At 59.8% G+C, this 21665-nt stretch carries 18 protein-coding genes; 14 read left to right on the top strand and 4 right to left on the bottom strand.

Translation table 11 applies throughout. The features are described 5' to 3' along the window. Window positions 1-25: 25 nt before the first annotated feature. From rlmN to ACA072_RS23490, 10 genes are all read left to right on the top strand, one after another. Window positions 26-1168 carry a dual-specificity RNA methyltransferase RlmN gene (rlmN, locus tag ACA072_RS23535; RefSeq protein WP_403100082.1) on the top strand — a complete coding sequence of 381 codons (1143 nt, stop codon included), beginning with the start codon at window positions 26-28 and terminating at the stop codon, window positions 1166-1168. Window positions 1169-1185: 17 nt separating this feature from the next. Then, window positions 1186-1944: a type IV pilus biogenesis/stability protein PilW gene (pilW, locus tag ACA072_RS23530; RefSeq protein WP_497620928.1), complete on the top strand. Its 759-nt coding sequence runs from the start codon at window positions 1186-1188 to the stop codon at window positions 1942-1944. Beyond that, the gene (locus tag ACA072_RS23525) at window positions 1944-2975 is read left to right on the top strand and encodes a RodZ domain-containing protein (RefSeq protein ID WP_497620926.1); all 1032 of its coding nucleotides are present in this window, start codon (window positions 1944-1946) and stop codon (window positions 2973-2975) included. Before pilW ends, ACA072_RS23525 begins: the two co-directional genes overlap by 1 nt. A gap of 3 nt (window positions 2976-2978) precedes the next feature. Continuing rightward, window positions 2979-4088, top strand: coding sequence for a flavodoxin-dependent (E)-4-hydroxy-3-methylbut-2-enyl-diphosphate synthase (ispG, locus tag ACA072_RS23520; protein ID WP_008147751.1), 1110 nt, complete (start codon window positions 2979-2981; stop codon window positions 4086-4088). Window positions 4089-4125: 37 nt separating this feature from the next. Next, on the top strand, window positions 4126-5415 hold the full coding sequence (hisS, locus tag ACA072_RS23515; RefSeq protein WP_497620924.1) for a histidine--tRNA ligase: 1290 nt from the start codon (window positions 4126-4128) through the stop codon (window positions 5413-5415). Window positions 5416-5457: 42 nt separating this feature from the next. Further along, complete coding sequence (locus ACA072_RS23510; RefSeq protein WP_497620922.1) at window positions 5458-6099, top strand: tetratricopeptide repeat protein; 642 nt, start codon at window positions 5458-5460, stop codon at window positions 6097-6099. Then, entirely contained in the window at window positions 6092-7243 is a 1152-nt protein-coding gene (bamB, locus tag ACA072_RS23505) for an outer membrane protein assembly factor BamB (RefSeq protein WP_462028567.1), read from the top strand. The genes ACA072_RS23510 and bamB overlap by 8 nt, the downstream gene beginning before the upstream one ends. 212 nt (window positions 7244-7455) lie before the next feature. Beyond that, entirely contained in the window at window positions 7456-8925 is a 1470-nt protein-coding gene (gene der / locus ACA072_RS23500; protein WP_008147761.1) for a ribosome biogenesis GTPase Der, read from the top strand. 248 nt (window positions 8926-9173) lie between these two features. Then, complete coding sequence (locus tag ACA072_RS23495; RefSeq protein WP_497620919.1) at window positions 9174-10322, top strand: pyridoxal phosphate-dependent aminotransferase; 1149 nt, start codon at window positions 9174-9176, stop codon at window positions 10320-10322. Beyond that, complete coding sequence (locus ACA072_RS23490; RefSeq protein ID WP_497620918.1) at window positions 10310-11101, top strand: amidohydrolase; 792 nt, start codon at window positions 10310-10312, stop codon at window positions 11099-11101. The genes ACA072_RS23495 and ACA072_RS23490 overlap by 13 nt, the downstream gene beginning before the upstream one ends. 182 nt (window positions 11102-11283) lie before the next feature. On the opposite strand, the gene leuA is transcribed toward ACA072_RS23490, so the two are convergent. The 4 genes from leuA to ACA072_RS23470 all read right to left on the bottom strand — a co-directional run bounded on the left by leuA (window position 11284) and on the right by ACA072_RS23470 (window position 16738). Continuing rightward, complete coding sequence (gene leuA, locus ACA072_RS23485; protein ID WP_497620916.1) at window positions 11284-12963, bottom strand: 2-isopropylmalate synthase; 1680 nt, start codon at window positions 12961-12963, stop codon at window positions 11284-11286. A gap of 502 nt (window positions 12964-13465) precedes the next feature. Further along, the gene (locus ACA072_RS23480) at window positions 13466-14287 is read right to left on the bottom strand and encodes a peptidoglycan DD-metalloendopeptidase family protein (protein ID WP_497620914.1); all 822 of its coding nucleotides are present in this window, start codon (window positions 14285-14287) and stop codon (window positions 13466-13468) included. 3 nt (window positions 14288-14290) lie between these two features. Beyond that, the gene (gene xseA, locus ACA072_RS23475) at window positions 14291-15670 is read right to left on the bottom strand and encodes an exodeoxyribonuclease VII large subunit (protein WP_497620913.1); all 1380 of its coding nucleotides are present in this window, start codon (window positions 15668-15670) and stop codon (window positions 14291-14293) included. A 102-nt stretch (window positions 15671-15772) separates the two neighbouring features. Further along, a complete protein-coding gene (locus ACA072_RS23470) occupies window positions 15773-16738 on the bottom strand; it encodes a LysR family transcriptional regulator (protein ID WP_497620911.1) in 966 nt (321 codons plus the stop codon). A gap of 100 nt (window positions 16739-16838) precedes the next feature. Here ACA072_RS23470 and ACA072_RS23465 point away from each other — a divergent pair, with 100 nt between their 5' ends. From ACA072_RS23465 to guaA, 4 genes are all read left to right on the top strand, one after another. Beyond that, window positions 16839-17606: a sulfite exporter TauE/SafE family protein gene (locus tag ACA072_RS23465; protein WP_497620909.1), complete on the top strand. Its 768-nt coding sequence runs from the start codon at window positions 16839-16841 to the stop codon at window positions 17604-17606. Between the two features lie 185 nt (window positions 17607-17791). Beyond that, window positions 17792-18340, top strand: a complete 549-nt coding sequence (locus ACA072_RS23460) for a hypothetical protein (protein WP_056743212.1) — start codon at window positions 17792-17794, stop codon at window positions 18338-18340. Between the two features lie 117 nt (window positions 18341-18457). After that, window positions 18458-19927: an IMP dehydrogenase gene (guaB, locus tag ACA072_RS23455; RefSeq protein ID WP_109634587.1), complete on the top strand. Its 1470-nt coding sequence runs from the start codon at window positions 18458-18460 to the stop codon at window positions 19925-19927. A gap of 93 nt (window positions 19928-20020) precedes the next feature. After that, a complete protein-coding gene (guaA, locus tag ACA072_RS23450; protein ID WP_253436948.1) occupies window positions 20021-21598 on the top strand; it encodes a glutamine-hydrolyzing GMP synthase in 1578 nt (525 codons plus the stop codon). Window positions 21599-21665: the final 67 nt, after the last annotated feature.

Here is a 21665-nt window from a genome sequence, read left to right as displayed (position 1 = left end):
TTGGCTTAAGAGTGAAGGTGAATCCATGACTACATCGACTGTTAAAACTAACCTGCTGGGTCTGACTCAGCTGGAAATGGAAAAATTCTTCGACTCAATCGGGGAGAAGCGTTTCCGTGCCGGTCAGGTAATGAAATGGATTCACCACCTTGGCGTCGATGATTTCGACGCCATGACGAACGTCAGCAAGGCCTTGCGCGACAAGCTCAAGGCGATTGCTGAAGTTCGCGGTCCTGAAGTCGTCAGCGAGGACATCTCCACCGACGGCACCCGTAAGTGGGTGGTGCGCGTGGCGTCCGGCAGCTGCGTCGAGACTGTCTACATTCCCCAGGGCAAGCGCGGCACTCTGTGCGTTTCGTCCCAGGCAGGCTGTGCCCTGGATTGCAGTTTCTGCTCCACCGGCAAGCAAGGTTTCAACAGCAACCTCACCGCCGCCGAAGTCATCGGTCAGGTGTGGATTGCCAATAAATCGTTTGGCAGCATCCCGGCCACCGCCGACCGTGCCATCACCAACGTGGTGATGATGGGCATGGGCGAGCCGCTGCTGAACTTCGACAACGTCGTGGCCGCCATGCATCTGATGATGGATGACCTGGGCTACGGGATCTCCAAACGCCGCGTGACCCTGTCCACTTCGGGCGTGGTGCCGATGATCGATGAGCTGTCCAAGCACATCGACGTCTCCCTGGCGTTGTCCCTGCACGCACCAAACGACGCATTGCGTAACCAATTGGTGCCGATCAACAAGAAATATCCGCTTAAGATGCTGCTCGAGTCGTGCCAGCGCTACATGTCCTCCCTGGGCGAAAAGCGCGTGCTGACCATCGAGTACACCTTGTTGAAAGATATCAACGACAAGGTCGAGCATGCCGTCGAGATGATCGAGTTGCTCAAGAACATCCCGTGCAAGATCAACCTGATTCCGTTCAACCCGTTCCCGCATTCCGGTTATGAGCGCCCGAGCAACAACGCGATTCGCCGGTTCCAGGATCAGCTTCACCATGCAGGCTTCAATGTCACCGTACGCACCACCCGTGGTGAAGACATCGATGCCGCGTGTGGCCAATTGGTAGGGCAGGTGCTGGATCGCACCCGTCGCAGCGAACGTTATATCGCCGTGCGCGAATTGAGCGCCGAGAACGATATGGCGCAAAACGCCGCGAAATAAATCAAGAGAGGATCTCTATGTCCCTGCGCTTCGCGCTGCTTTTGCTATTGGCCAGTCTTTGCACTGGTTGCGTCCTGTCGGGCGATTTCAACCCGATGAAGACCAGCAAGGGTCGCGATGAAGCACGCACGGCCTACGTGCAGCTGGGCTTGGGATACTTGCAGCAAGGCATGACCGAGCGGGCGAAAGTGCCGTTGAAGAAGGCTTTGGATCTGGATGATTCGGATCCGGACGCCAATGCCGCGCTGGGTCTGGTGTTCCAGGCCGAGATGGAACCTGAGCTGGCCGACCAGCACTTTCGCAAGGCGCTGTCTTCCCGTCCCAACGATGCACGAATCCTGAATAACTATGGCAGCTTTCTTTTCGAAGAAAAACGCTATAAAGAGGCGTACGAGCGCTTTGAACAGGCCGCCGCCGATACCCTGTATCCTGAGCGTTCGCGGGTGTTCGAGAACCTGGGCATGACCGCTTCGAAGCTGGGCCAGCGTGATCTGGCGCAGCAGCAACTGGAAAAAGCCCTGCGTTTGAACCGCCAACAACCGCGTGCATTGCTGGAAATGGCTGAGTTGTCCTTCGAAGACAGGCATTATGTGCCCGCGCGTGACTATTACGATCGTTTTAGCCTGCTCACCGAGCAAAATGCACGTAGTCTATTGCTCGGCGTTCGGCTGGCAAAAGTGTTTGAAGATCGCGACAAGGCCGCCAGTTTTGGCCTGCAACTAAAACGACTCTATCCCGGTACGCCGGAATATCAGCAATACCTGTCGGAGCAATGATGAAAGCGGCGCATCCCGAAGTTGTAGCAGCGAATCGCGTTAACCCCGGTGAGACTTTGCGCCAGGCCCGCGAAAGCAATGGCTGGTCGCTGGCCGAAGTGGCTCTCAAGCTCAACCTCACCGTGAACTCTTTAAGCAACCTGGAAGCCGGCGCTTTCGACAAGCTGCCTGGGCACACCTTCGCCCGCGGTTACATTCGCGCGTACGCCAAGTTGCTGGGCATGGACCAGACCGTTCTGGTTCAGCAGTTCGACCAATCCACCGGCACCGACTCCCAGGGCAGCAACGTCCACAGCCTGGGTCGTATCGAAGAACCGGTTCGGGTTTCCCACACTATTTTGCGCATTGTCAGCCTGCTGTTGCTGATTGCAGTGATTGGTGGTGGTTTTGTCTGGTGGCAGGATCAGACCTCCCTGCGCACCAAGGACCTGATCAGCCCGAGTCCGGAGCACGTCGAAGTCGAAGGCGCTGATGGCACCACTCAGATCCATCCGCTGGACGAGCCTGAAGACCAGGCTGTCGCGGAAGGTCAGGCTGACGGCGCAACCGCGCTTGCGTTGCCACAGGCCCAGAATTCAACTGAAGCACCGGCCGAGACTGAAGCCACTGCACCTGCCGCCGCCCCGACTGCCCCTGCTACCCCAGCGCCTGCTGCTCCGGCGCACAGCGCTGCGCCGGTTGTCGCGACTCCAGTTGCGCCAGCGCCGACTGCGCCTGTTGTGTCGACGCCGCCTGCAAGCGCTTCGGTGACGCCGACCATTCCCGCTCCAGCCGCTGCTCCGGTGGCCGGCCAAGGCCAGGTTCAGCTGCAGTTCACCGCCGATTGCTGGACCCAAGTCACCGATGGTACCGGCAAGGTGCTGTTGAGCGGTCTCAAGCGTAAGGGCGAAAATGTTTCCGTCAGCGGCAAACCGCCGTTTTCCGTACGTCTGGGCTTCGCCCGTGGCGCGCAGGTCAGTTACAACGGGCAGGCGGTCGATGTCGCTCCGTTCACCAGTGGCGAGACTGCTCGCCTGAAGTTGGGTCAATAAGTCATGCACGGCGAATCTCCAATCAAACGTCGCGAATCCCGCAAGATCTGGGTCGGTAACGTGCCTGTTGGCGGCGATGCGCCCATCGCTGTCCAGAGCATGACCAACAGCGACACCAATGACGTGGCTGCCACCGTGGCCCAGATCAACCGTCTGGAAGCGGCTGGCGTCGATATCGTGCGCATTTCCGTACCGGACATGGACGCCGCCGAAGCCTTCGGCAAGATCAAAAAACTGGTCAAGGTACCGCTGGTTGCCGACATCCACTTCGACTACAAGATCGCGCTGCGCGTCGCCGAACTGGGCGTTGACTGCCTGCGGATCAACCCGGGTAACATCGGTCGTGAAGACCGCGTGCGTGCGGTAGTCGATGCCGCTCGTGATCGCGGGATCCCGATCCGCATCGGCGTCAACGCCGGCTCCCTGGAAAAAGACCTGCAAAAGAAATACGGCGAGCCGACCCCAGCAGCACTGGTGGAGTCGGCCTTGCGTCACGTCGAGCACCTTGAGCGTCTGAATTTCCAGGACTTCAAGGTTAGCGTGAAGGCCTCCGACGTGTTCATGGCCGTCGCCGCCTACCGCCTGCTGGCCAAGGAAATCGTCCAGCCGCTGCACCTGGGCATCACCGAAGCCGGTGGTTTGCGTTCAGGCACAGTGAAATCCGCTGTGGGCCTCGGTATGCTGCTCGCCGAAGGGATTGGCGATACTATTCGCATCTCGTTGGCGGCCGACCCGGTCGAGGAAGTGAAAGTCGGCTACGACATTCTCAAATCCCTGCACCTGCGTTCCCGTGGCATCAACTTCATCGCCTGCCCGAGCTGCTCGCGGCAGAACTTCGATGTGGTCAAGACCATGAACGAGCTGGAAGGGCGCCTCGAAGACCTGCTGGTGCCACTGGATGTCGCGGTCATCGGTTGCGTGGTCAATGGGCCGGGCGAAGCCAAGGAAGCCCATATCGGCTTGACCGGCGGCACGCCAAACCTGATTTACATCGACGGCAAGCCGTCGCAGAAACTGACGAATGATAATCTGGTGGATGAGCTTGAACGCTTGATCCGCCAGAAAGCGGCCGAAAAGGTCGAAGCCGACGCGGCAGTCATCGCCCGCGGCTGAGCCCGACTGAAGAGCCGAACGAATTTAAGGATTTAAAGTGAGCAAGTCTCTGCAAGCCATTCGTGGCATGAACGACATCCTGCCCGAACAGACGCCCCTGTGGCGTCATTTCGAGGGCACCGTCTCGCGTCTGCTGGATAACTACGGTTACAAGCAGATCCGCATGCCGATAGTCGAGTTCACCGAGCTGTTCAAGCGCTCCATCGGTGAAGTGACCGACATCGTCGAAAAAGAGATGTACACCTTCGACGACCGCAACGGCGACTCCCTGACCCTGCGCCCTGAAGGCACAGCGGCCTGCGTGCGTGCGGTGCTCGAACACGGCATCACCGGCGGTGGCCAGGTGCAGAAACTCTGGTACATCGGTCCGATGTTCCGTCACGAACGTCCGCAAAAAGGCCGTTATCGCCAGTTCCACCAGATCGGTGTCGAGGTGTTCAACCTCGACGGTCCGGACATCGACGCCGAGCTGATTATCCTGACCTGGCGCCTGTGGGGCGAGCTGGGCATCCGTGATGCGGTCAAGCTCGAGCTCAACAGTCTGGGCACCAGCGAATCCCGTGGTCGTTACCGCGAAGCGCTGGTCGAATTCCTGTCCGCTCATCTGGACAAGCTGGACGAAGACAGCCAGCGCCGTCTGAAGACCAACCCTTTGCGGGTGCTTGATACCAAGAACGCCGACACTCAAGCAGTGCTGGTCGACGCGCCAAAAATGGCCGACTACCTCGACGAAGAATCCCGCGTGCACTTCGAGGGCCTGAAGGCTCGTCTGGACGCCGCCGGTATTCCGTACGTGATCAACCCGAAGCTGGTTCGCGGGCTGGATTACTACAGCAAGACCGTTTTCGAATGGGTCACCGACAAGTTGGGCGCCCAGGGCACCGTCTGTGCCGGCGGTCGTTACGACGGTCTGGTGGAGCAGATGGGCGGCAAGCCGACCCCGGGCGTTGGTTTCGCCATGGGTATCGAGCGCCTGGTGCTGTTGCTTGAAACCCTGGAGCAGATCCCGGAAGAGATTTCCCGTCAGGTCGACGTCTACCTCTGTGCCTTCGGTGAAGCCGCGGAGCTGGCCGGTCTGACCCTGAGTGAACGTGTTCGTGATCAATTGCCCAACCTGCGCCTGCAAGTCAATGCCGGCGCCGGCAGCTTTAAAAGCCAGTTCAAGAAGGCCGACAAGAGCGGTGCGTTGTATGCGCTGATCCTCGGTGACGACGAAATGGCCCAGCAAGTGGTAGGTTTCAAACCCCTGCGTGGCCAGGGCGAACAACAAAGCATTGCCTGGGATGCGCTTGCTGCACACCTGGCCACCTGCGTCGTGCAGGGTTGAAGCTGTCATAAACAGCCGATTTAGCGATTAAGGAGTATTGGGGTGTCGAGTACCGAAGACGAAAACCTGGCGGATTTGAAGGACTGGTGGACACGCAACGGCAAGCCCCTGGTCACTGGCGGCCTGTTGGCGCTGGTCATCGTGTTCGGCTGGCAGGCCTTTCAGAAGTATCAGAGCAATCAGTCGCAAGGCGCCTCGATTCTCTATCAGCAATTGCTCGAAACCACGTTGACGCCTGACGGCAAGCCTGATGCCGCCCGTGTTTCGGACTTGGCCGGCAAGCTCAACAGCGAGTTCGGCGGTAGCGCCTATGCGCAGTACGGCAGCCTGTTCGTGGCGAAAGTCGCGGTCGACAGCGGCAAACTGGACGACGCAGCCAGCGAGCTGAAAGCCATCGTCGACAAACCGGCCAACCCGGCGCTGGGCGAAATTGCCCGTCAGCGTCTGGCGCAGGTGCTGGCCGCGCAGAACAAGGTCGATGAAGCCCTGAAGCTGCTCGAAGGTGATGCCGACAAGGCATTCCTGGCCACTCGCGAAGAACTCAAGGGCGACCTGCTGGTGCAGCTGGGTCGTACTGACGAAGCAAACGCGGCGTATCAAAAAGCCAAGGCGGCACTGTCGGATGAAGCGGCGGTCGGTGGCCTACAAATCAAGCTGGACGATCTGGCCAAAGGGGATGCGTGACGTGATCCGTTGGAAACATGCAGCATTGCTGGCTCTGGCCGTTTTGGCCGCGGGTTGCAGCAGCAACAGCAAAAAAGAATTGCCGCCGGCCGAGTTGACCGACTTCAAAGAAGAAGTGGTTCTGCAAAAGCAGTGGAGTCGTTCGATCGGTGACGGTCAGGGCGAAACCTACAACATGCTGGTGCCGGCAATCGATGGCGATACCATCTATGCCGCCGACGTCACGGGTGAAGTCGTGGCGATGGATCGCAGCAATGGCGACGTCAAATGGAAGAAAGATCTCGACCTGCCTGTTTCCGGCGCCGTTGGCGTAGGATACGGTCTGCTCACGATCGGTACTATCAAGGGCGAAATCGTTGCCCTGGACGCGATCAACGGTGAAGAGAAATGGCGCGCTCGCGTGTCCAGCGAAGTTCTCGCACCACCGGCCAACAACGGTGACGTTGTGGTGGTTCAGACTCAGGACGACCGTCTGATCGGTCTGGATGCCGCTACCGGCAACCAGCGCTGGTTGTATGACAGCACCCCTGCGGTCCTGACTTTGCGCGGCACCAGTGCGCCGATCGTCACCAACCGCCTCGCGGTGGCTGGCCTGTCGACTGGTAAAGTGGTCGCTCTCGATATTTCCAACGGTGTGCCGGTGTGGGAACAACGGGTCGCGATTCCACAAGGTCGTTCGGAACTGGAGCGTGTGGTCGATATCGACGGCGGCTTGCTGCTGTCCGGCGGTACCCTGTACGTCGCCAGCTACCAGGGTCGCGTTGCGGCACTGGACCTGGAAAGCGGTCGTCAGCTCTGGCAGCGTGATGCTTCCAGCTATGCCGGTGTCGCCCAGGGGTTTGGCAGCGTTTACGTGAGCCTGTCTTCGGGCACCGTTGAAGGCGTCGACGAACGTTCCACCACAGCGTTGTGGAGCAACGATTCGCTGGCCCGTCGTCAACTGTCGGCTCCGGAAGTGTTCTCCAGCTATGTTGCAGTCGGTGATATGGAAGGCTACCTGCACCTGCTGAGCCAGGTTGACGGTCGTTTCGTCGGCCGCGAGCGCATCGACAGTGACGGCCTGCGTGCCCGTCCGCTGGTGGTGGGTGACACGATTTATGTATATGGCAACAGCGGCAAACTGGAAGCCCTGACCATCAAGTAAGAACTATGCTTGGGGTTAACACCCCAGGCTGCTGCACTTGTGGGAGCGGGCTTGCTCGCGAAGGACGTCAACAATGACGCGTACAGCCTGAATAAACGCGGTGCTGTTACGGTTTTTCGCGAGCAAGCCCGCTCCCACAGTGTTGCCCCGAGCACCAGCCGCTGCCTCGCAGCGGCTTTTGTATTTTCTGAAATAACGAAGTGGAGAGCCGCATGGTTCCCGTAATCGCCCTGGTGGGCCGACCGAACGTCGGCAAGTCCACCTTGTTCAACCGCCTGACCAGGACTCGTGACGCCATCGTCGGCGACTTGTCCGGTCTGACCCGTGATCGCCAATACGGTGAGGCCAAGTGGCAAGGGCGTTCCTACATTCTGGTCGACACCGGCGGTATCTCCGGTGACGAGCACGGTATGGACGAAAAAATGGCCGAGCAGTCGCTGCTTGCCATTGAAGAAGCCGATGTCGTTCTGTTCCTGGTAGATGCCAAGGCCGGTTTTACCGCCGCCGACCAGATGATCGCCGAGCATTTGCGCAAACGTAACAAGCGTTCTTATGTGGTTGCCAACAAGGTCGACAACATCGACCCTGAAATGGCCCGCGCCGAGTTCGCCCCGTTGGGCATGGGCCACGCGATTCCGATCGCCGGTGCTCATGGTCGTGGCATCACCCAGATGCTGGAAATCGCCCTCAGCGACTTCCCGAAAGACGATGACGAGCTGGAAGAAGGCGAGGAAGAGATCGTTGCCGAAGGCGAGGAAGCGAAGCGCATTCCTGGCCCAAGCGAAAAAGACGGGATCAAGATCGCCATCATCGGCCGTCCGAACGTCGGCAAGTCGACCCTGGTCAATCGCATGCTCGGTGAAGACCGGGTAATCGTGTATGACGAGCCTGGCACCACCCGCGACAGTATCTACATCCCGTTCGAGCGTAACGACGAGAAGTACACGCTGATCGACACCGCCGGTGTGCGCAAGCGCGGCAAGATCCACGAAGAAGTCGAAAAATTCTCCGTGGTCAAAACCCTGCAAGCGATCAAAGACGCCAACGTGGTGATCTTTGTAATGGACGCCCGCGAAGGCGTGGTCGACCACGACCTCAACCTGCTGGGCTTCGCCATTGAGTCGGGTCGTGCGCTGGTGATCGCGATCAACAAGTGGGACGGCATGACGCCGAGCGAGCGTGACTTCGTGAAGGTCGAGCTGCAACGTCGACTGTTCTTCGTTGATTACGCCGACATCCACTTCATCTCGGCCCTGCACGGCACGGGCGTGGGCAACCTCTACGCCTCCGTCCAGAACTCGTTCAAGTCTGCGGTCACCCGCTGGCCAACCAACCGCCTGACCACGATTCTGGAAGATGCGGTGGGTGAGCACGCGCCACCGATGGTCAACAACCGTCGGATCAAGCTGCGTTATGCCCACTTGGGTGGTGCTAACCCGCCGATTATCGTGATTCACGGTAATCAGATCGAGAAAGTGCCGAAGTCCTACGTTCGTTACCTGGAAAACACTTACCGTCGTGTCTTGAAGCTGGTCGGTACGCCGATCCGCATCGAGTTCAAGGGCGGCGAGAACCCGTACGAAGGCAACAAGACCTCGCTGACCGACCGTCAGGTCAACAAGAAGCGCCGCATGATGTCGCACCACAAAAAGGCCGACAAAAAGCGCCGCGACAAGCGTTGATCCACGACTGCCGATGATCGTTCCCACGCTCTGCGTGGGAATGCCGCCATGGACGCTCCGCGTTCACCGCGTCTGTGACGCAGAGCGTCACGGGATGCATTCCCACGCAGAGCGTGGGAACGATCGAACAGGATCGGGTTTCACAAAAAAGGGCGCTTTATGCGCCCTTTTTTTATGGGCGCCGGATGGGCTATCCTCGGGCTCTCCCGCGCCGCCGTTAGAGCCGGGTGCAGAGCAGGGAATCACCGATGATCACCAGTAAGCTGCCGAATGTCGGCATCACTATCTTCACTCAGATGTCTCAGCTCGCGGCGCAAACCGGGGCGATCAATCTGTCCCAGGGTTTTCCCGATTTCGATGCCCCGCAAGCCCTGTGCGATGCGGTCGGTCGGCACATCGCCAGTGGCCACAACCAATATTCACCGATGACCGGCCTGCCGGCGCTGCGCCAACAGATTTCGGCGAAGATCGCCCTCAGCTACGGCGTCAATGTGGATGCCGACCATGAAGTGACGGTCACTCCCGGCGCCACTCAAGCGATTTTTTGTGCGATTCAGGCGGTTATCCACAGCGGCGACGAAGTGATCGTGTTCGATCCGTGCTACGACAGTTACGAGCCGTCGGTTGAGCTGGCGGGTGGCCGTTGCGTGCATGTGCAACTCGGTCTGAATGACTTCGCCATCGACTTCGAAAAGCTTGCCGAAGCGATTACGCCGCGCACGCGGATGATCGTTCTCAATTCCCCACACAACCCGAGTGGCGCACTGATCAGTCGTGCCGAACTGGATCAATTGGCGGCGTTGATTCGGGATCGCGACATCTACATCGTCAGCGACGAAGTCTACGAACACCTGGTCTTCGACGGCGTGCCTCACGTCAGCGTGCTCAATCACGAAGAGCTGTATCAACGCGCCTTCGTGGTCAGTTCCTTCGGCAAGACCTATCACGTCACCGGCTGGAAAACCGGCTACGTGGTCGCACCGCCGGCGCTCACCGCCGAGCTGCGCAAGGTGCACCAGTACGTCAGCTTCTGCGGCGTGACCCCGCTGCAATACGCCTTGGCCGATTTCATGGCCGAACACCCTGAACACGTCGAAGAGCTGCCAGGTTTCTACCAGGCCAAACGCGATCTGTTCTGCGATCTGCTGGCACCGTCGCGTTTCAGCTTCAAGCGGGTGACCGGCACGTATTTCCAGCTGGTCGATTATTCGCAGATTCGCCCGGACCTCAATGACGTCGAGATGGCGCTGTGGATGACCCGCGAACATGGCGTGGCGAGCATCCCGATTTCGGTGTTCTACCAGACGCCACCCGAGGGCCAGCGTCTGGTGCGCTTGTGCTTCGCCAAACGCGAGGAGACGCTGCGTGAAGCAGCGGCAAAACTATGCGTGATCTGAGTGCGCTGCCCAATCTGAACGTCGCGCTGATCCAGACCACCCTGGCCTGGCACGACCGTCAGGCCAACCTGGAGCATTTCGAGCAATTGCTTGAACAGGCTCGCGGGGCGGATCTGATCATTTTGCCGGAGATGTTCACCACCGGTTTTTCCATGGAATCGGAAACCCTCGCCGAAGCGGAAAATGGTCCGACCAGCAAATGGCTGCGCGTTCAAGCGGCAAAACTTGATGCGGTGATTACCGGCAGTGTCATCGTCCAGGCCGCTGACGGCAGCCATCGCAATCGTCTGCTGTGGGCGCGGCCGGACGGGGAAGTCTGGCACTACGACAAGCGTCATCTATTCCGCATGGCCGGCGAGCACAACCACTACACGCCGGGCGAGCGTCAGGTGCAGTTCGAACTCAAGGGTTGGCGAGTGCGGCCGCTGATTTGCTACGACTTGCGTTTCCCGGTATGGAGCCGCGATGCACAGGACACCGACTTGCTGCTCTACACCGCCAACTGGCCCGGCGCACGTCGTCAGCACTGGAACCGTTTACTGCCGGCGCGGGCGATCGAGAACCTGTGCTACGTGGCCGCAGTGAATCGCATCGGTACCGACGGCAAAGGCTTTGCGTATACCGGTGACAGTCAGGTGTTGGATTTCCAGGGGGAGACTTTGCTCAGTGCCGGCGAAGCTGATGGCGTGTTTCAGGTCGTGCTGGACGCGGCGGATCTGCAAGCCTATCGCACACGCTTCCCGGCCAATCTCGATGCCGATACGTTCGAGTTCACGTAACCGATCGTTCCCACGCTCTGCGTGGGAATGCCTCTACGGACGCTCTGCGTTCGGCTTCAGATGGGACGCGGAGCGTCCCGGGCTGCATTCCCACGCAGAGCGTGGGAACGATCAACACACTCCAGGCAAACAAAAAGGCCCCGAGGTTTTCACCTAGGGGCCTTTTGCATTGCAGCGAACGCTTACGCCGCTTTCGCTTCCGGCTGGCTGAGGGAGCGGTTCAGCGCGCTGAACAGGGCCTTGAAGCTCGCAGTGGTGATGTTTTCATCGATGCCGACGCCATGCACCGCGCGTTCACCGTTCACACGCAGTTCAATGTAGGCTGCGGCCTTGGCATTGGTGCCCGCGCCGATCGCGTGTTCGTTGTAGTCCATGATCTCCACGGGAATCGGCAGACCGGCCACCAGGGCTTCCAGCGCACCGTTGCCCTTGCCGCGCCAGTGCAGGTTGGTTTCGCCCTGGCCTTTGCCCGAGACTTCCACTTCCACGGCGCTGTGACCGTTTTCTTCCTGCAGGCGATGGCTGACCAGCGCGTACGGGGTGTTGGCCTGCAAGTACTCGCTGTGCAGCAACGCGTGGATCTGCTGAGCCGTCATCTCAAGGCCCAAGCGATCGGTTTCCCGCTGTACCACCTGGCTGAACTCGATCTGCATGCGACGCGGCAAGCTGATGCCGTATTCCTGTTCCAGCAGGTAGGCGATACCGCCCTTGCCCGACTGGCTGTTGACGCGAATCACTGCCTCGTAGCTGCGGCCGATGTCGGCCGGGTCGATCGGCAAGTACGGCACTTCCCACAGCGTGTCCGGTTTCTGCTGGGCGAAGCCCTTGCGGATGGCATCCTGGTGCGAGCCGGAGAATGCGGTGTGAACCAGGTCGCCTACGTACGGGTGACGCGGGTGCACCTGGATCTGGTTGCACTCTTCGACGACTTTGCGCACGCCGTCGATGTCGGAGAAGTCCAGCTCAGGGTGAATGCCCTGGGTGTAGAGGTTCAACGCCACGGTCACGAGGTCGACGTTACCGGTACGCTCGCCGTTGCCGAACAGGCAGCCTTCGACACGGTCGGCGCCGGCCATCAGGCCCAGTTCGGTAGCCGCAACGCCCGTGCCACGGTCGTTGTGGGTGTGCAGGCTGATGATCACGCTGTCACGACGGTTGATGTGACGGCCGAACCATTCGATCTGGTCGGCATAGATGTTCGGGGTCGCGCATTCGACGGTGGCCGGCAGGTTGAGGATCACCTTGTGCTCAGGCGTCGGGTTCCAGACTTCGATCACCGCGTCGCAGACTTCCTTGGCGAATTCCAGTTCGGTGGCGCTGAAGGTTTCCGGCGAGTATTCGAAGGTCCATTCGGTGTTTGGCTGCTGGGCCGCATATTTGACGAACAGCTTGGCCGCGTTCACGGCGATGGCCTTGACCCCTTCCTTGTCCTGGTTGAAGACAATGCGGCGGAAGGAAGGGGAGGTCGCGTTGTACAGGTGAACGATGGCTTTCTTCGCCCCACGCAGGGATTCGAAGGTGCGCTCGATCAAATCCTCACGACCCTGGGTCAACACCTGAATGGTGGTGTCGTCCGGGATGTGGTTGCCTTCGATCAGGGTACGCACGAAGTCGAAGTCGGTTTGCGAAGCGGCCGGGAACGAGGCTTCGATCTCTTTCACACCGACCTGCACCAGGGTTTTCCAGAAGCGCAACTTCTTGACCGCGTCCATTGGCTCGATCAGCGACTGGTTGCCGTCACGCAGGTCGGAGCTGCACCAGATCGGCGCTGCGGTGATGGTCTTCGATGGCCAGGTGCGATCCGGGATATCGATGGTCGGGAACGCGCGGTATTTCGAAGACGGGTCTTTGAGCATGCTCATCGGGAAATCCTTAATGTGTGGGCCGAAAAAAGGCGGCCTGCCGGTGGATCAACTGTTCTTGGGGAAAAGCGTGGGGCGAGGCACCGCAATTCAGCCCGGCAGTCGTGCGCTGACAAGGCACAGGCTGCGGTGCTGGCGAAGCTGAATGAGGGTATGAGAGGTTTTCATGCCTTCAACCCTAACCTCGGGGGTGGAGGATGGCAAGCAGTCGAAAAAAATTGAGAGGAATACTCGAATCGGGATAATTATCGAGATTTTATTGCGGTGAAAGAGAGTGATCTTGTGGATGTTTGCGCGAGGTTTGAGCGATGCGCAATTGAGGAAATCGAGCTGTGTCGATGCAAAGACGCAAGATGTCGGGGATGCTTCGGTGATTTTGAGGCCGTCTTCGCGGTCAAGCCACGCTCCCACAGTGGGCGGTTGTGGATCACACATTTGTAATCCAACTCGGAACCTGTGGGAGCGGCTTGCCCGCGAAGAGGCCTGTCGCCTCAAAAAAGATTCAGGGCTGGAAAGCACCAATAAAAATCGCCGGATCCACACGCGCATCATTCAAACTGACGTTCCAGTGCATATGCGGCCCGGTCGCCCGCCCGGTAGCGCCAACTTTCCCGACCACGCCACCGCGAGCCAATTGCTGTCCCACCTTCACATCAATCTTCGACATGTGGCAGAACATGCTGATAAAGCCCTGCCCATGGTCGACAAATACCGTGTTGCCATTAAAGAAGTAGTTGCCGATCAGAATCACCTTGCCCGCTGCCGGGGTCTTGATCGGTGTGCCGGCGCCCACGGCGAAATCCAGGCCCGAATGCGGATTGCGCTCTTCGCCATTAAAGAAGCGGCGCACGCCGAACTTGCTCGACAGCGGCCCGTTGACCGGTTTGTCCAGCAGCAGGTTGCTCGGTGTGTTCGGGCTGAAAGTGCGGTAGGCGGCGATTTGCTCGGCCAGCTCGCGCTCGATGCGCTTGAGGTTGTCCGGGTCTGGATTGACCTGTTGGGTGTTTTTCAAGGTGATGCGCTGTTCCGGGTATTTCTTGTTGCCGACCGTGAAACCCAGGTTACGACCGCCGCTGCTGATGGACTGCGCCCCCGGCTTGACGGTCAACGGCACGCCGACAATCGCCAGCCAATTGTTCTGTTCCTTGACCACCAATACCGGTTTGCCTTGATAACTTGCTTTTGGCGCCTGAGCAGAGGCGCCCAGATCCACCACGGCCACGCCCCCCGGCACCGGTTTGTTCAACAGGCGGGTGATGTAGCTGTCAGCGTGGGCATTGAAGGTCAGGCACAGCAGCAACAGCGGAGCTAAAAAACGCGGCATGGATCAATCCAGTAGAGAAAGGGTGACAGGCGTCAGGTGATTGTCTTCGACTCGGACTTGCAGCTCGCCGTTACCCAGTTTGGCTTTCAGCCGTTGACCGGTGTGGGTTTGCTCGGCACTGCGGATCGCGTTGCCGCGTTCGTCCAGCAGAATGCTGTAACCACGGGCGAGGGTGGCCAAAGGGCTGACCACTTGCAGCGTCTGCACCTGACTTTGCAATTGCAGGCGACGGGCCTTGAGCCCTTCGCGCATGGCGCGCGGCAGGCGCTCGGCGAAGCTGTCGAGGCGCTGACGAAGCATCGCCAGTTGCCGTCCCGGATGTTGCCCGGCGAGGCGGGTTTCCAGACGAATCAAGCGTTCGCGGCGGGTGTTGAGACTGCGCTCGAAGGCGCGGCGCATGCGCATGTCCAGGTCATCGAGACGTTGCGCTTGTTGGCGCAGACGTTCGCCAGGATGACGCAGGCGACGGGACATGCCCTCCAGGCGCAGCCGATCGCGCATCAAGCGGTCGCGGATTCGCATCACCAGGCGCCGATGCAGGCTTTCGACCCGGCGCACCAGGTCGTTGGAATCCGGTGCGAGCAGTTCAGCGGCGGCGGACGGCGTCGGGGCGCGGATGTCGGCGACGAAGTCGCTGATCGAGACGTCGGTTTCATGGCCGACGGCGCTGACAATCGGTGTTACGCAGGCATCCACGGCGCGGGCCACGGCTTCTTCGTTAAAACACCAGAGGTCTTCCAGCGAGCCGCCGCCACGGGCGAGGATCAGCGCATCGAAACCGCGAGCGTCCGCCAGTTTCAGGGCGCGGACGATCTGCGCAGTCGCTTCGCGGCCCTGCACGGCGGTCGGGATCAGCGTCAGTTGGACCTGCGGCGCGCGGCGGCGAAACACGCTGATGATGTCGCGAATCACCGCGCCAGTCGGCGAGCTGATAATACCGATGCGTTGCGGATGCGCCGGCAACGGCACTTTGCGCTCGGCGCTGAACAGGCCTTCGGCGCTGAGCTTTTCCTTCAATGCATCGAAGGCCAGGCGCAACGCACCGTCACCCGCCGGCTCGACGGTGTCGAGGATCAACTGATAATCGCCGCGCCCCTCAAACAGCGAAACCTTGCCGCGCACCTTGACCGCCAGACCGTCCTTCAGCGCCTGACGAACCCGCGCCGCGTTCTGCCGGAACAGTGCGCAACGCACTTGGGCGCCGCTGTCCTTGAGCGTGAAATACACATGGCCGGACGCCGGCCGGGCGAGGTTGGAGATTTCGCCTTCGACCCAGATGTTGCTGAACACGTCTTCGAGCAACACCCGCGCGCGGCCGTTGAGCTGGCTGACAGTCAGGACTTCACGGTCCAGGCCGAGTCTTGCAAAGGGATCTTTAATCATGGGGCGCAGTTTAAAGGCATTCGATGATCAATCTCCATGACCCAGCGAAAATCCCCTTGTGGGAGCGGCGGTGCGGCGATCCGACTTGCTCGCGAAGGCGTTTTAACATTCAGCATTTATGTCGACTGACACACCGCCTTCGCGAGCAAGTCGAATCGTCGCACCGCCGCTCCCACAGGGAGTTGTGCAGGTTTTGATGAAGTGTTCGACCAATGCGCTGGGATGCTGCCGACAAGCGAGGGCGACGGTGCTGTGGCAATCCGGATCAGCCAGGGGCAGGAATTGGATGTCGGGCGGCGCAATGTCCTGCATCGACTCCGGCAGCAGGGCGATGCCGAACCCGGCCTGAATCAATTGCAGTTGCGTGGTTTTGCGCGACACCACCCGCGCCGCTTTCGGGAAGAATCCTTGACGCATGCACAACTCGGCGGACAGATAACTCAACCCGCCACGCTGCGGATGAGGAATCGAGATAAAGGCTTCATCTTTGAGTTGCGCCAGGTCGATGCCTTGCGCGGACTTATCCACAGCCAGCTTGTGATTGGGGGGAACGGCCAGCAGCAAGCGCTCGTTATATAAAGGAACAATCTGCACGCCTTCACGTTGGCGCAACACCGGCAGGCGCAGCAGTCCGACATCCAGCCGATTTTCGGCCAGCGCTTCAAGTTGCGCTTCAGAGGACAACTTGATGATGTCCATGGACACGCCGACATGCCGGTCCAGATAGTCGCTGATGCCTCGCAGCAAACGGCCACTCATGGGCACGGTGCTGGAATGGCTGAGGCGCAAGGTGCCGAGCTCTCCGTTACCAACTTGAGTGGCCATTTCGCTGGCCTTGTTCAGTTCAATGAGCAGGTTTCTGGCACGGGGCAGGAAAGCTTCACCGGCCGCCGTCAGCCGGGGTTGGCGTGCGGTGCGTTCGAACAATGGCGTTTGCAGCCGGGTTTCCATGTCCTTTATTTGCCGGCTCAGGGCTGACTGGGCAATGAACAGTCGTTCGGCCGCGGCACTGAAACTCCCGCAGTCGGCGATTTCCACGAAGTAACGCAATTGGCGGGTAGAAAGCACCAGTCATGCCTTTTTGAGATGGGTGGGTGGCTTTGAAGATATTAGTCGCAAGACTCGGCGCTGGCTAAAGTCATCACAGGTATTCAAGGAAACCGTGCAGATGAATGTGCTTGAGTTGTTGAACCAATGGCCATTCGGCGCCACGGAATGGCTGGTGATCGCATTGGGCATCGCCCTGGCCTACATCGTCTTTGGCATCGCCGGGTTTGGCACTGCGTTGGTGGCGGGGCCTATTCTGATTCTGTTCCTGCCGCTGTCGAAGATTGTGCCGTTGCTGGTGTTGCTGGATTTTGTCGCAGCGTTCGGCAATCTGCTGCCTTCGCGGCGGGATGTGGCGAAGCCCGAGTTGCTGCGGCTGCTGCCCTGCATGGTGGTGGGCTGCACGCTGGGGGTGATCTTTCTGCTGAACCTCAAATCCGATGTGTTGTTGCTGTTGATGGGTTTGTTTATCAGCGTCTATGCGATTTACAGCTTGTGGGTCAGAACCCGACCGACGCAATTGTCCGCCGGTTGGGCCGTGCCGATGGGGGCAGTGGGCGGAATGTTCGGGGCGTTGTTTGGCAGTGGCGGCTTTTTATATGCGATCTATCTGAACAGCCGGTTGCCCAAAGAGGCGGCGCGGGCGACTCAGAGCGCGCTGATCAGTTGCAGCACCGTGGTGCGCTTGAGCCTGTTTGCCGTCGCGGGTGTCTATGCCGAGCTACCCTTGTTGGTATTGGCGTTATGTTTATTACCGGCTATGGCGCTGGGGCTGTGGATCGGCCGGCGGTTGACCATGAGATTGTCCCGCGAGGCGTTCGTGCGGCTGGTGACCTGGCTGGTGCTGGCCAGCGGGATTGCCTTGATCGGGCGATATTTGAGTACTTGACCGGATTTCGTCAGGGATTAAGCTGCCGGCCGCTCCGACGCCTTCGCGGGCAAGCCCGCTCCCACAGTGATTGGGGTGAACATGATTCGTATGTACGCCTCCAATCCTTGTGGGAGCGGGCTTGCCCGCGAAGGCGTCAGTACGACCGCCGCAGAAACATCCATTTGACGCAGCAGGCTTGCACCATGAATTCGCAAAGCATCATCGTCCCGAAAATCTCCACGCTGCCGGTGCACGAACCCCGGGCCCGGGCGGTCGTGCGCTGGCTGGTGCGCAAGAACATCATCAAGGAAGAGCTGACCACCTGTGGTCGTACCGGCAATCGCATGGCCCACGCCATCGGCGACGGTGCCCGCGCCGTAGTGTTGCACCCGGAAGCCCTGCCATTCGGCGAGCCAATCAATGGCCTGGAGATCATCACCAAGCGCTGCATCTATACGCCGGCCAAGGGATTCCTGGAGGAGGCGGGTTGCGCCGAGTGCCGCAAGGAGGTCGGCGAAGCACTGTTCGATAGCCTGGAAGACTGGATGCCGGGGCGCACCGATAACTTCACCTGCCCGGAGTGCGGGCATGAAGACGACATCAACGGCTTTCTTTTCCTGCAGGAATGCGGGTTTTCCAACCTGGGGTTCATCTTCAACAACTGGGCCGAGGCCGGGTTCAAACAGAGCTTTATCGATGAATTTGCCGATTGGCTGGATCAGCCCGTCAGCTGGGTGAAAGTCGAGTTGTAGGAAGCGACAATCCCCGTATATCAGTAATGCTGATAATAGACAGAGTTTTACATTGAACCCGAGGGGGTGTCTGACTATAATGGCGCGCTTCCATTTTCCCGCTCGGGAGCCCCCGCGATGCTGCGTATCAGCCAAGAAGCTCTGACATTCGACGACATTCTCCTAGTGCCTGGTTATTCCGAGGTGCTTCCTAACGAAGTCAGTCTCAAGACCCGCCTAACCCGTGGCATCGAGCTGAATATTCCTCTGGTTTCTGCCGCCATGGACACCGTCACTGAAGCCCGTCTGGCAATTGCCATGGCTCAGGAAGGTGGCATCGGCATCATCCACAAGAACATGACCATCGAGCAGCAAGCTGCCGAAGTCCGCAAGGTCAAGCGTTACGAAGCCGGTGTGGTCAAGGACCCGATCACGATCGAGGCCGACGCCACGGTTCGTGAACTGTTCGAACTGACCCGCCAGCACAACATCTCCGGCGTTCCGGTTTTGCACAATGGCGACCTGGTCGGCATCGTCACTTCCCGTGACGTGCGTTTCGAAAATCGTCTGGAAGCCACTGTCCGCGAAGTGATGACGCCTAAAGAGCGTCTGGTCACGGTCAAGGAAGGCGCCGACAAGAACGACGTTCGCGAGCTGTTGCACAAGCACCGCATCGAACGCGTCCTGATCGTCGACGACAAATTCGCCCTCAAAGGCATGATGACCGTCAACGACATCGAAAAAGCCAAGGCTTACCCGCTGGCCAGCAAGGACGATCAAGGTCGTCTGCGCGTTGGCGCTGCTGTCGGTACCGGTAAAGACACCGGTGACCGCGTCGCTGCCCTGGTCAATGCCGGCGTTGACGTGGTGGTGGTCGACACCGCACACGGCCACTCCAAAGGCGTGATCGACCGCGTTCGCTGGGTCAAACAGAATTTCCCTGAAGTGCAGGTCATCGGCGGCAACATCGCCACCGGCGCTGCCGCCAAGGCCCTGGCCGAAGCCGGTGCTGACGCCGTCAAGGTCGGTATCGGCCCAGGCTCGATCTGCACCACCCGTATCGTCGCCGGTGTCGGCGTCCCGCAAATCAGTGCCATCGCCAACGTCGCCGCTGCCCTTGAAGGCACCGGCGTTCCGTTGATCGCCGACGGCGGCATCCGTTTCTCCGGTGACCTGTCCAAGGCCATCGTAGCCGGTGCTTCCTGCGTGATGATGGGCTCGATGTTCGCCGGTACTGAAGAAGCGCCGGGCGAGATCGAACTGTTCCAGGGTCGTTCGTACAAGGCTTACCGCGGCATGGGTTCGCTGGGCGCCATGTCCCAGGCTCAAGGTTCCTCCGACCGTTACTTCCAGGACTCCTCCGCGGGTGCCGAGAAGCTGGTTCCGGAAGGCATCGAAGGGCGCGTTCCGTACAAGGGCAGTCTGAGCGCCATCATCCATCAACTGATGGGCGGCCTGCGTTCCTCGATGGGCTACACCGGCAGCGCCGACATCGAAGAAATGCGCACCAAGCCTGAGTTCGTGCGGATCACCGGAGCCGGCATGGCCGAGTCCCACGTCCACGACGTACAGATCACCAAAGAAGCGCCAAACTACCGCGTAGGTTGAGGCTTCAAGCAAAAAGTTAAGTAACCGGGGCTGTTTTCAGCCCCGAGTTGTTTCTGATTCTCTTCACCGAACTGCATAGACGAGACTGACCACATGGCCCTCGACATTCACGCCCACCGCATCCTGATCCTCGACTTCGGTTCCCAGTACACCCAGCTGATTGCCCGCCGCGTGCGTGAAATCGGCGTGTACTGCGAACTGCATCCGTTCGACATGGACGACGAAGCGATTCGCGAATTCGCTCCAAAAGGCGTCATTCTCGCCGGCGGCCCCGAGTCCGTGCACGTCGCCGACAGCCCGCGCTGCCCGCAAGCAGTGTTCGACCTGGGCGTACCGGTCTTCGGTATCTGCTACGGCATGCAGACCATGGCCGAGCAGTTGGGTGGCAAGGTTGAAGGTTCCGAGCTGCGTGAGTTCGGTTACGCCCGTGTCGACGTGGTCGGCAAGAGCCGCCTGCTCGACGGCATCGAAGACCACATCGACGCCGACGGCCTGTTCGGCCTCGATGTGTGGATGAGCCACGGTGATAAAGTCACCAAGATGCCGCAGGAATTCCACATCCTGGCCAGCACCCCGAGCTGCCCGATCGCCGGCATGTTCGACGATGCTCGCGGCTACTACGGCGTGCAGTTCCACCCGGAAGTGACCCACACCAAACAGGGCGGTCGCATCCTGTCGCGCTTCATCCTCGACATCTGCGGTTGTGAAGCGCTGTGGACACCGTCGAAGATCGCTGAAGACGCCATCGCCCAGGTTCGCGCCCAGGTCGGCACCGACAACGTCTTGCTCGGCCTGTCCGGCGGCGTTGACTCCTCCGTGGTTGCGGCACTGCTGCACAAAGCCATCGGCGACCAGCTGACCTGCGTCTTCGTCGACAACGGCCTGCTACGACTGCACGAAGGCGAGCAAGTGATGGCCATGTTCGCCGAGAACATGGGCGTCAAGGTGATCCGCGCCAACGCTGAAGATCAGTTCCTCGACAATCTGGCAGGCGAAAGCGACCCAGAGAAGAAGCGCAAGATCATCGGCCGTACCTTCATCGACGTCTTCGATGCCCAGTCCAACAAACTGGACAACATCAAGTACCTCGCCCAAGGCACCATCTACCCGGACGTGATCGAGTCGGCTGGCGCCAAAAGCGGCAAGGCTCACGTGATCAAGTCGCACCACAACGTGGGTGGCCTGCCGGAAGAAATGAACCTCAAGCTGGTTGAACCCCTGCGCGAGCTGTTCAAGGACGAAGTCCGTCGTCTGGGCCTGGAACTGGGTCTGCCGTACGACATGGTCTACCGTCACCCGTTCCCGGGCCCGGGCCTGGGCGTGCGGATCCTCGGTGAAGTGAAGAAGGAATACGCCGACCTGCTGCGTCGCGCCGACCACATCTTCATCGAAGAATTGCGCAAGGCCGACTGGTACCACAAAGTCAGCCAGGCCTTCGTGGTGTTCCAGCCGGTGAAATCGGTTGGCGTTGTCGGCGATGGCCGTCGTTACGCCTGGGTGGTTGCCCTGCGTGCCGTGGAAACCATCGACTTCATGACCGCGCGTTGGGCACACCTGCCTTACGAACTGCTGGAAACCGTCAGCGGCCGCATCATCAATGAAATCGAAGGCATCTCCCGCGTCACTTACGACGTGTCGAGCAAGCCGCCAGCAACGATCGAGTGGGAGTGATCCCGGTCTGACTGATCGCCGGTAACACCTCAAAGGCCCCGTGAATGTGAGTTCACGGGGCCTTTTG

The sequence above is a fragment of the Pseudomonas sp. LBUM1656 genome (genome assembly GCF_059716065.1).
The sequence above is the reverse complement of the archived record's forward strand: the minus strand, read 5'-3'. Positions and strand labels throughout refer to the sequence as shown.

Excerpts from the sequence above, each read along its gene's own strand:
- guaA (WP_253436948.1), top strand. The coding sequence starts at position 20,021 with ATGGCCCTCGACATTCACGCCCACCGCATCCTGATCCTCGACTTCGGT.
- rlmN (WP_403100082.1), top strand. The coding sequence starts at position 26 with ATGACTACATCGACTGTTAAAACTAACCTGCTGGGTCTGACTCAGCTG.
- der (WP_008147761.1), top strand. The coding sequence starts at position 7,456 with ATGGTTCCCGTAATCGCCCTGGTGGGCCGACCGAACGTCGGCAAGTCC.
- bamB (WP_462028567.1), top strand. The coding sequence starts at position 6,092 with ATGCGTGACGTGATCCGTTGGAAACATGCAGCATTGCTGGCTCTGGCC.
- ACA072_RS23465 (WP_497620909.1), top strand. The coding sequence starts at position 16,839 with ATGAATGTGCTTGAGTTGTTGAACCAATGGCCATTCGGCGCCACGGAA.
- ACA072_RS23490 (WP_497620918.1), top strand. The coding sequence starts at position 10,310 with ATGCGTGATCTGAGTGCGCTGCCCAATCTGAACGTCGCGCTGATCCAG.
- ACA072_RS23480 (WP_497620914.1), bottom strand. The coding sequence starts at position 14,287 with ATGCCGCGTTTTTTAGCTCCGCTGTTGCTGCTGTGCCTGACCTTCAAT.
- ACA072_RS23460 (WP_056743212.1), top strand. The coding sequence starts at position 17,792 with ATGAATTCGCAAAGCATCATCGTCCCGAAAATCTCCACGCTGCCGGTG.
- guaB (WP_109634587.1), top strand. The coding sequence starts at position 18,458 with ATGCTGCGTATCAGCCAAGAAGCTCTGACATTCGACGACATTCTCCTA.
- ACA072_RS23525 (WP_497620926.1), top strand. The coding sequence starts at position 1,944 with ATGAAAGCGGCGCATCCCGAAGTTGTAGCAGCGAATCGCGTTAACCCC.
- ispG (WP_008147751.1), top strand. The coding sequence starts at position 2,979 with ATGCACGGCGAATCTCCAATCAAACGTCGCGAATCCCGCAAGATCTGG.
- ACA072_RS23495 (WP_497620919.1), top strand. The coding sequence starts at position 9,174 with ATGATCACCAGTAAGCTGCCGAATGTCGGCATCACTATCTTCACTCAG.
- leuA (WP_497620916.1), bottom strand. The coding sequence starts at position 12,963 with ATGAGCATGCTCAAAGACCCGTCTTCGAAATACCGCGCGTTCCCGACC.
- xseA (WP_497620913.1), bottom strand. The coding sequence starts at position 15,670 with ATGATTAAAGATCCCTTTGCAAGACTCGGCCTGGACCGTGAAGTCCTG.
- pilW (WP_497620928.1), top strand. The coding sequence starts at position 1,186 with ATGTCCCTGCGCTTCGCGCTGCTTTTGCTATTGGCCAGTCTTTGCACT.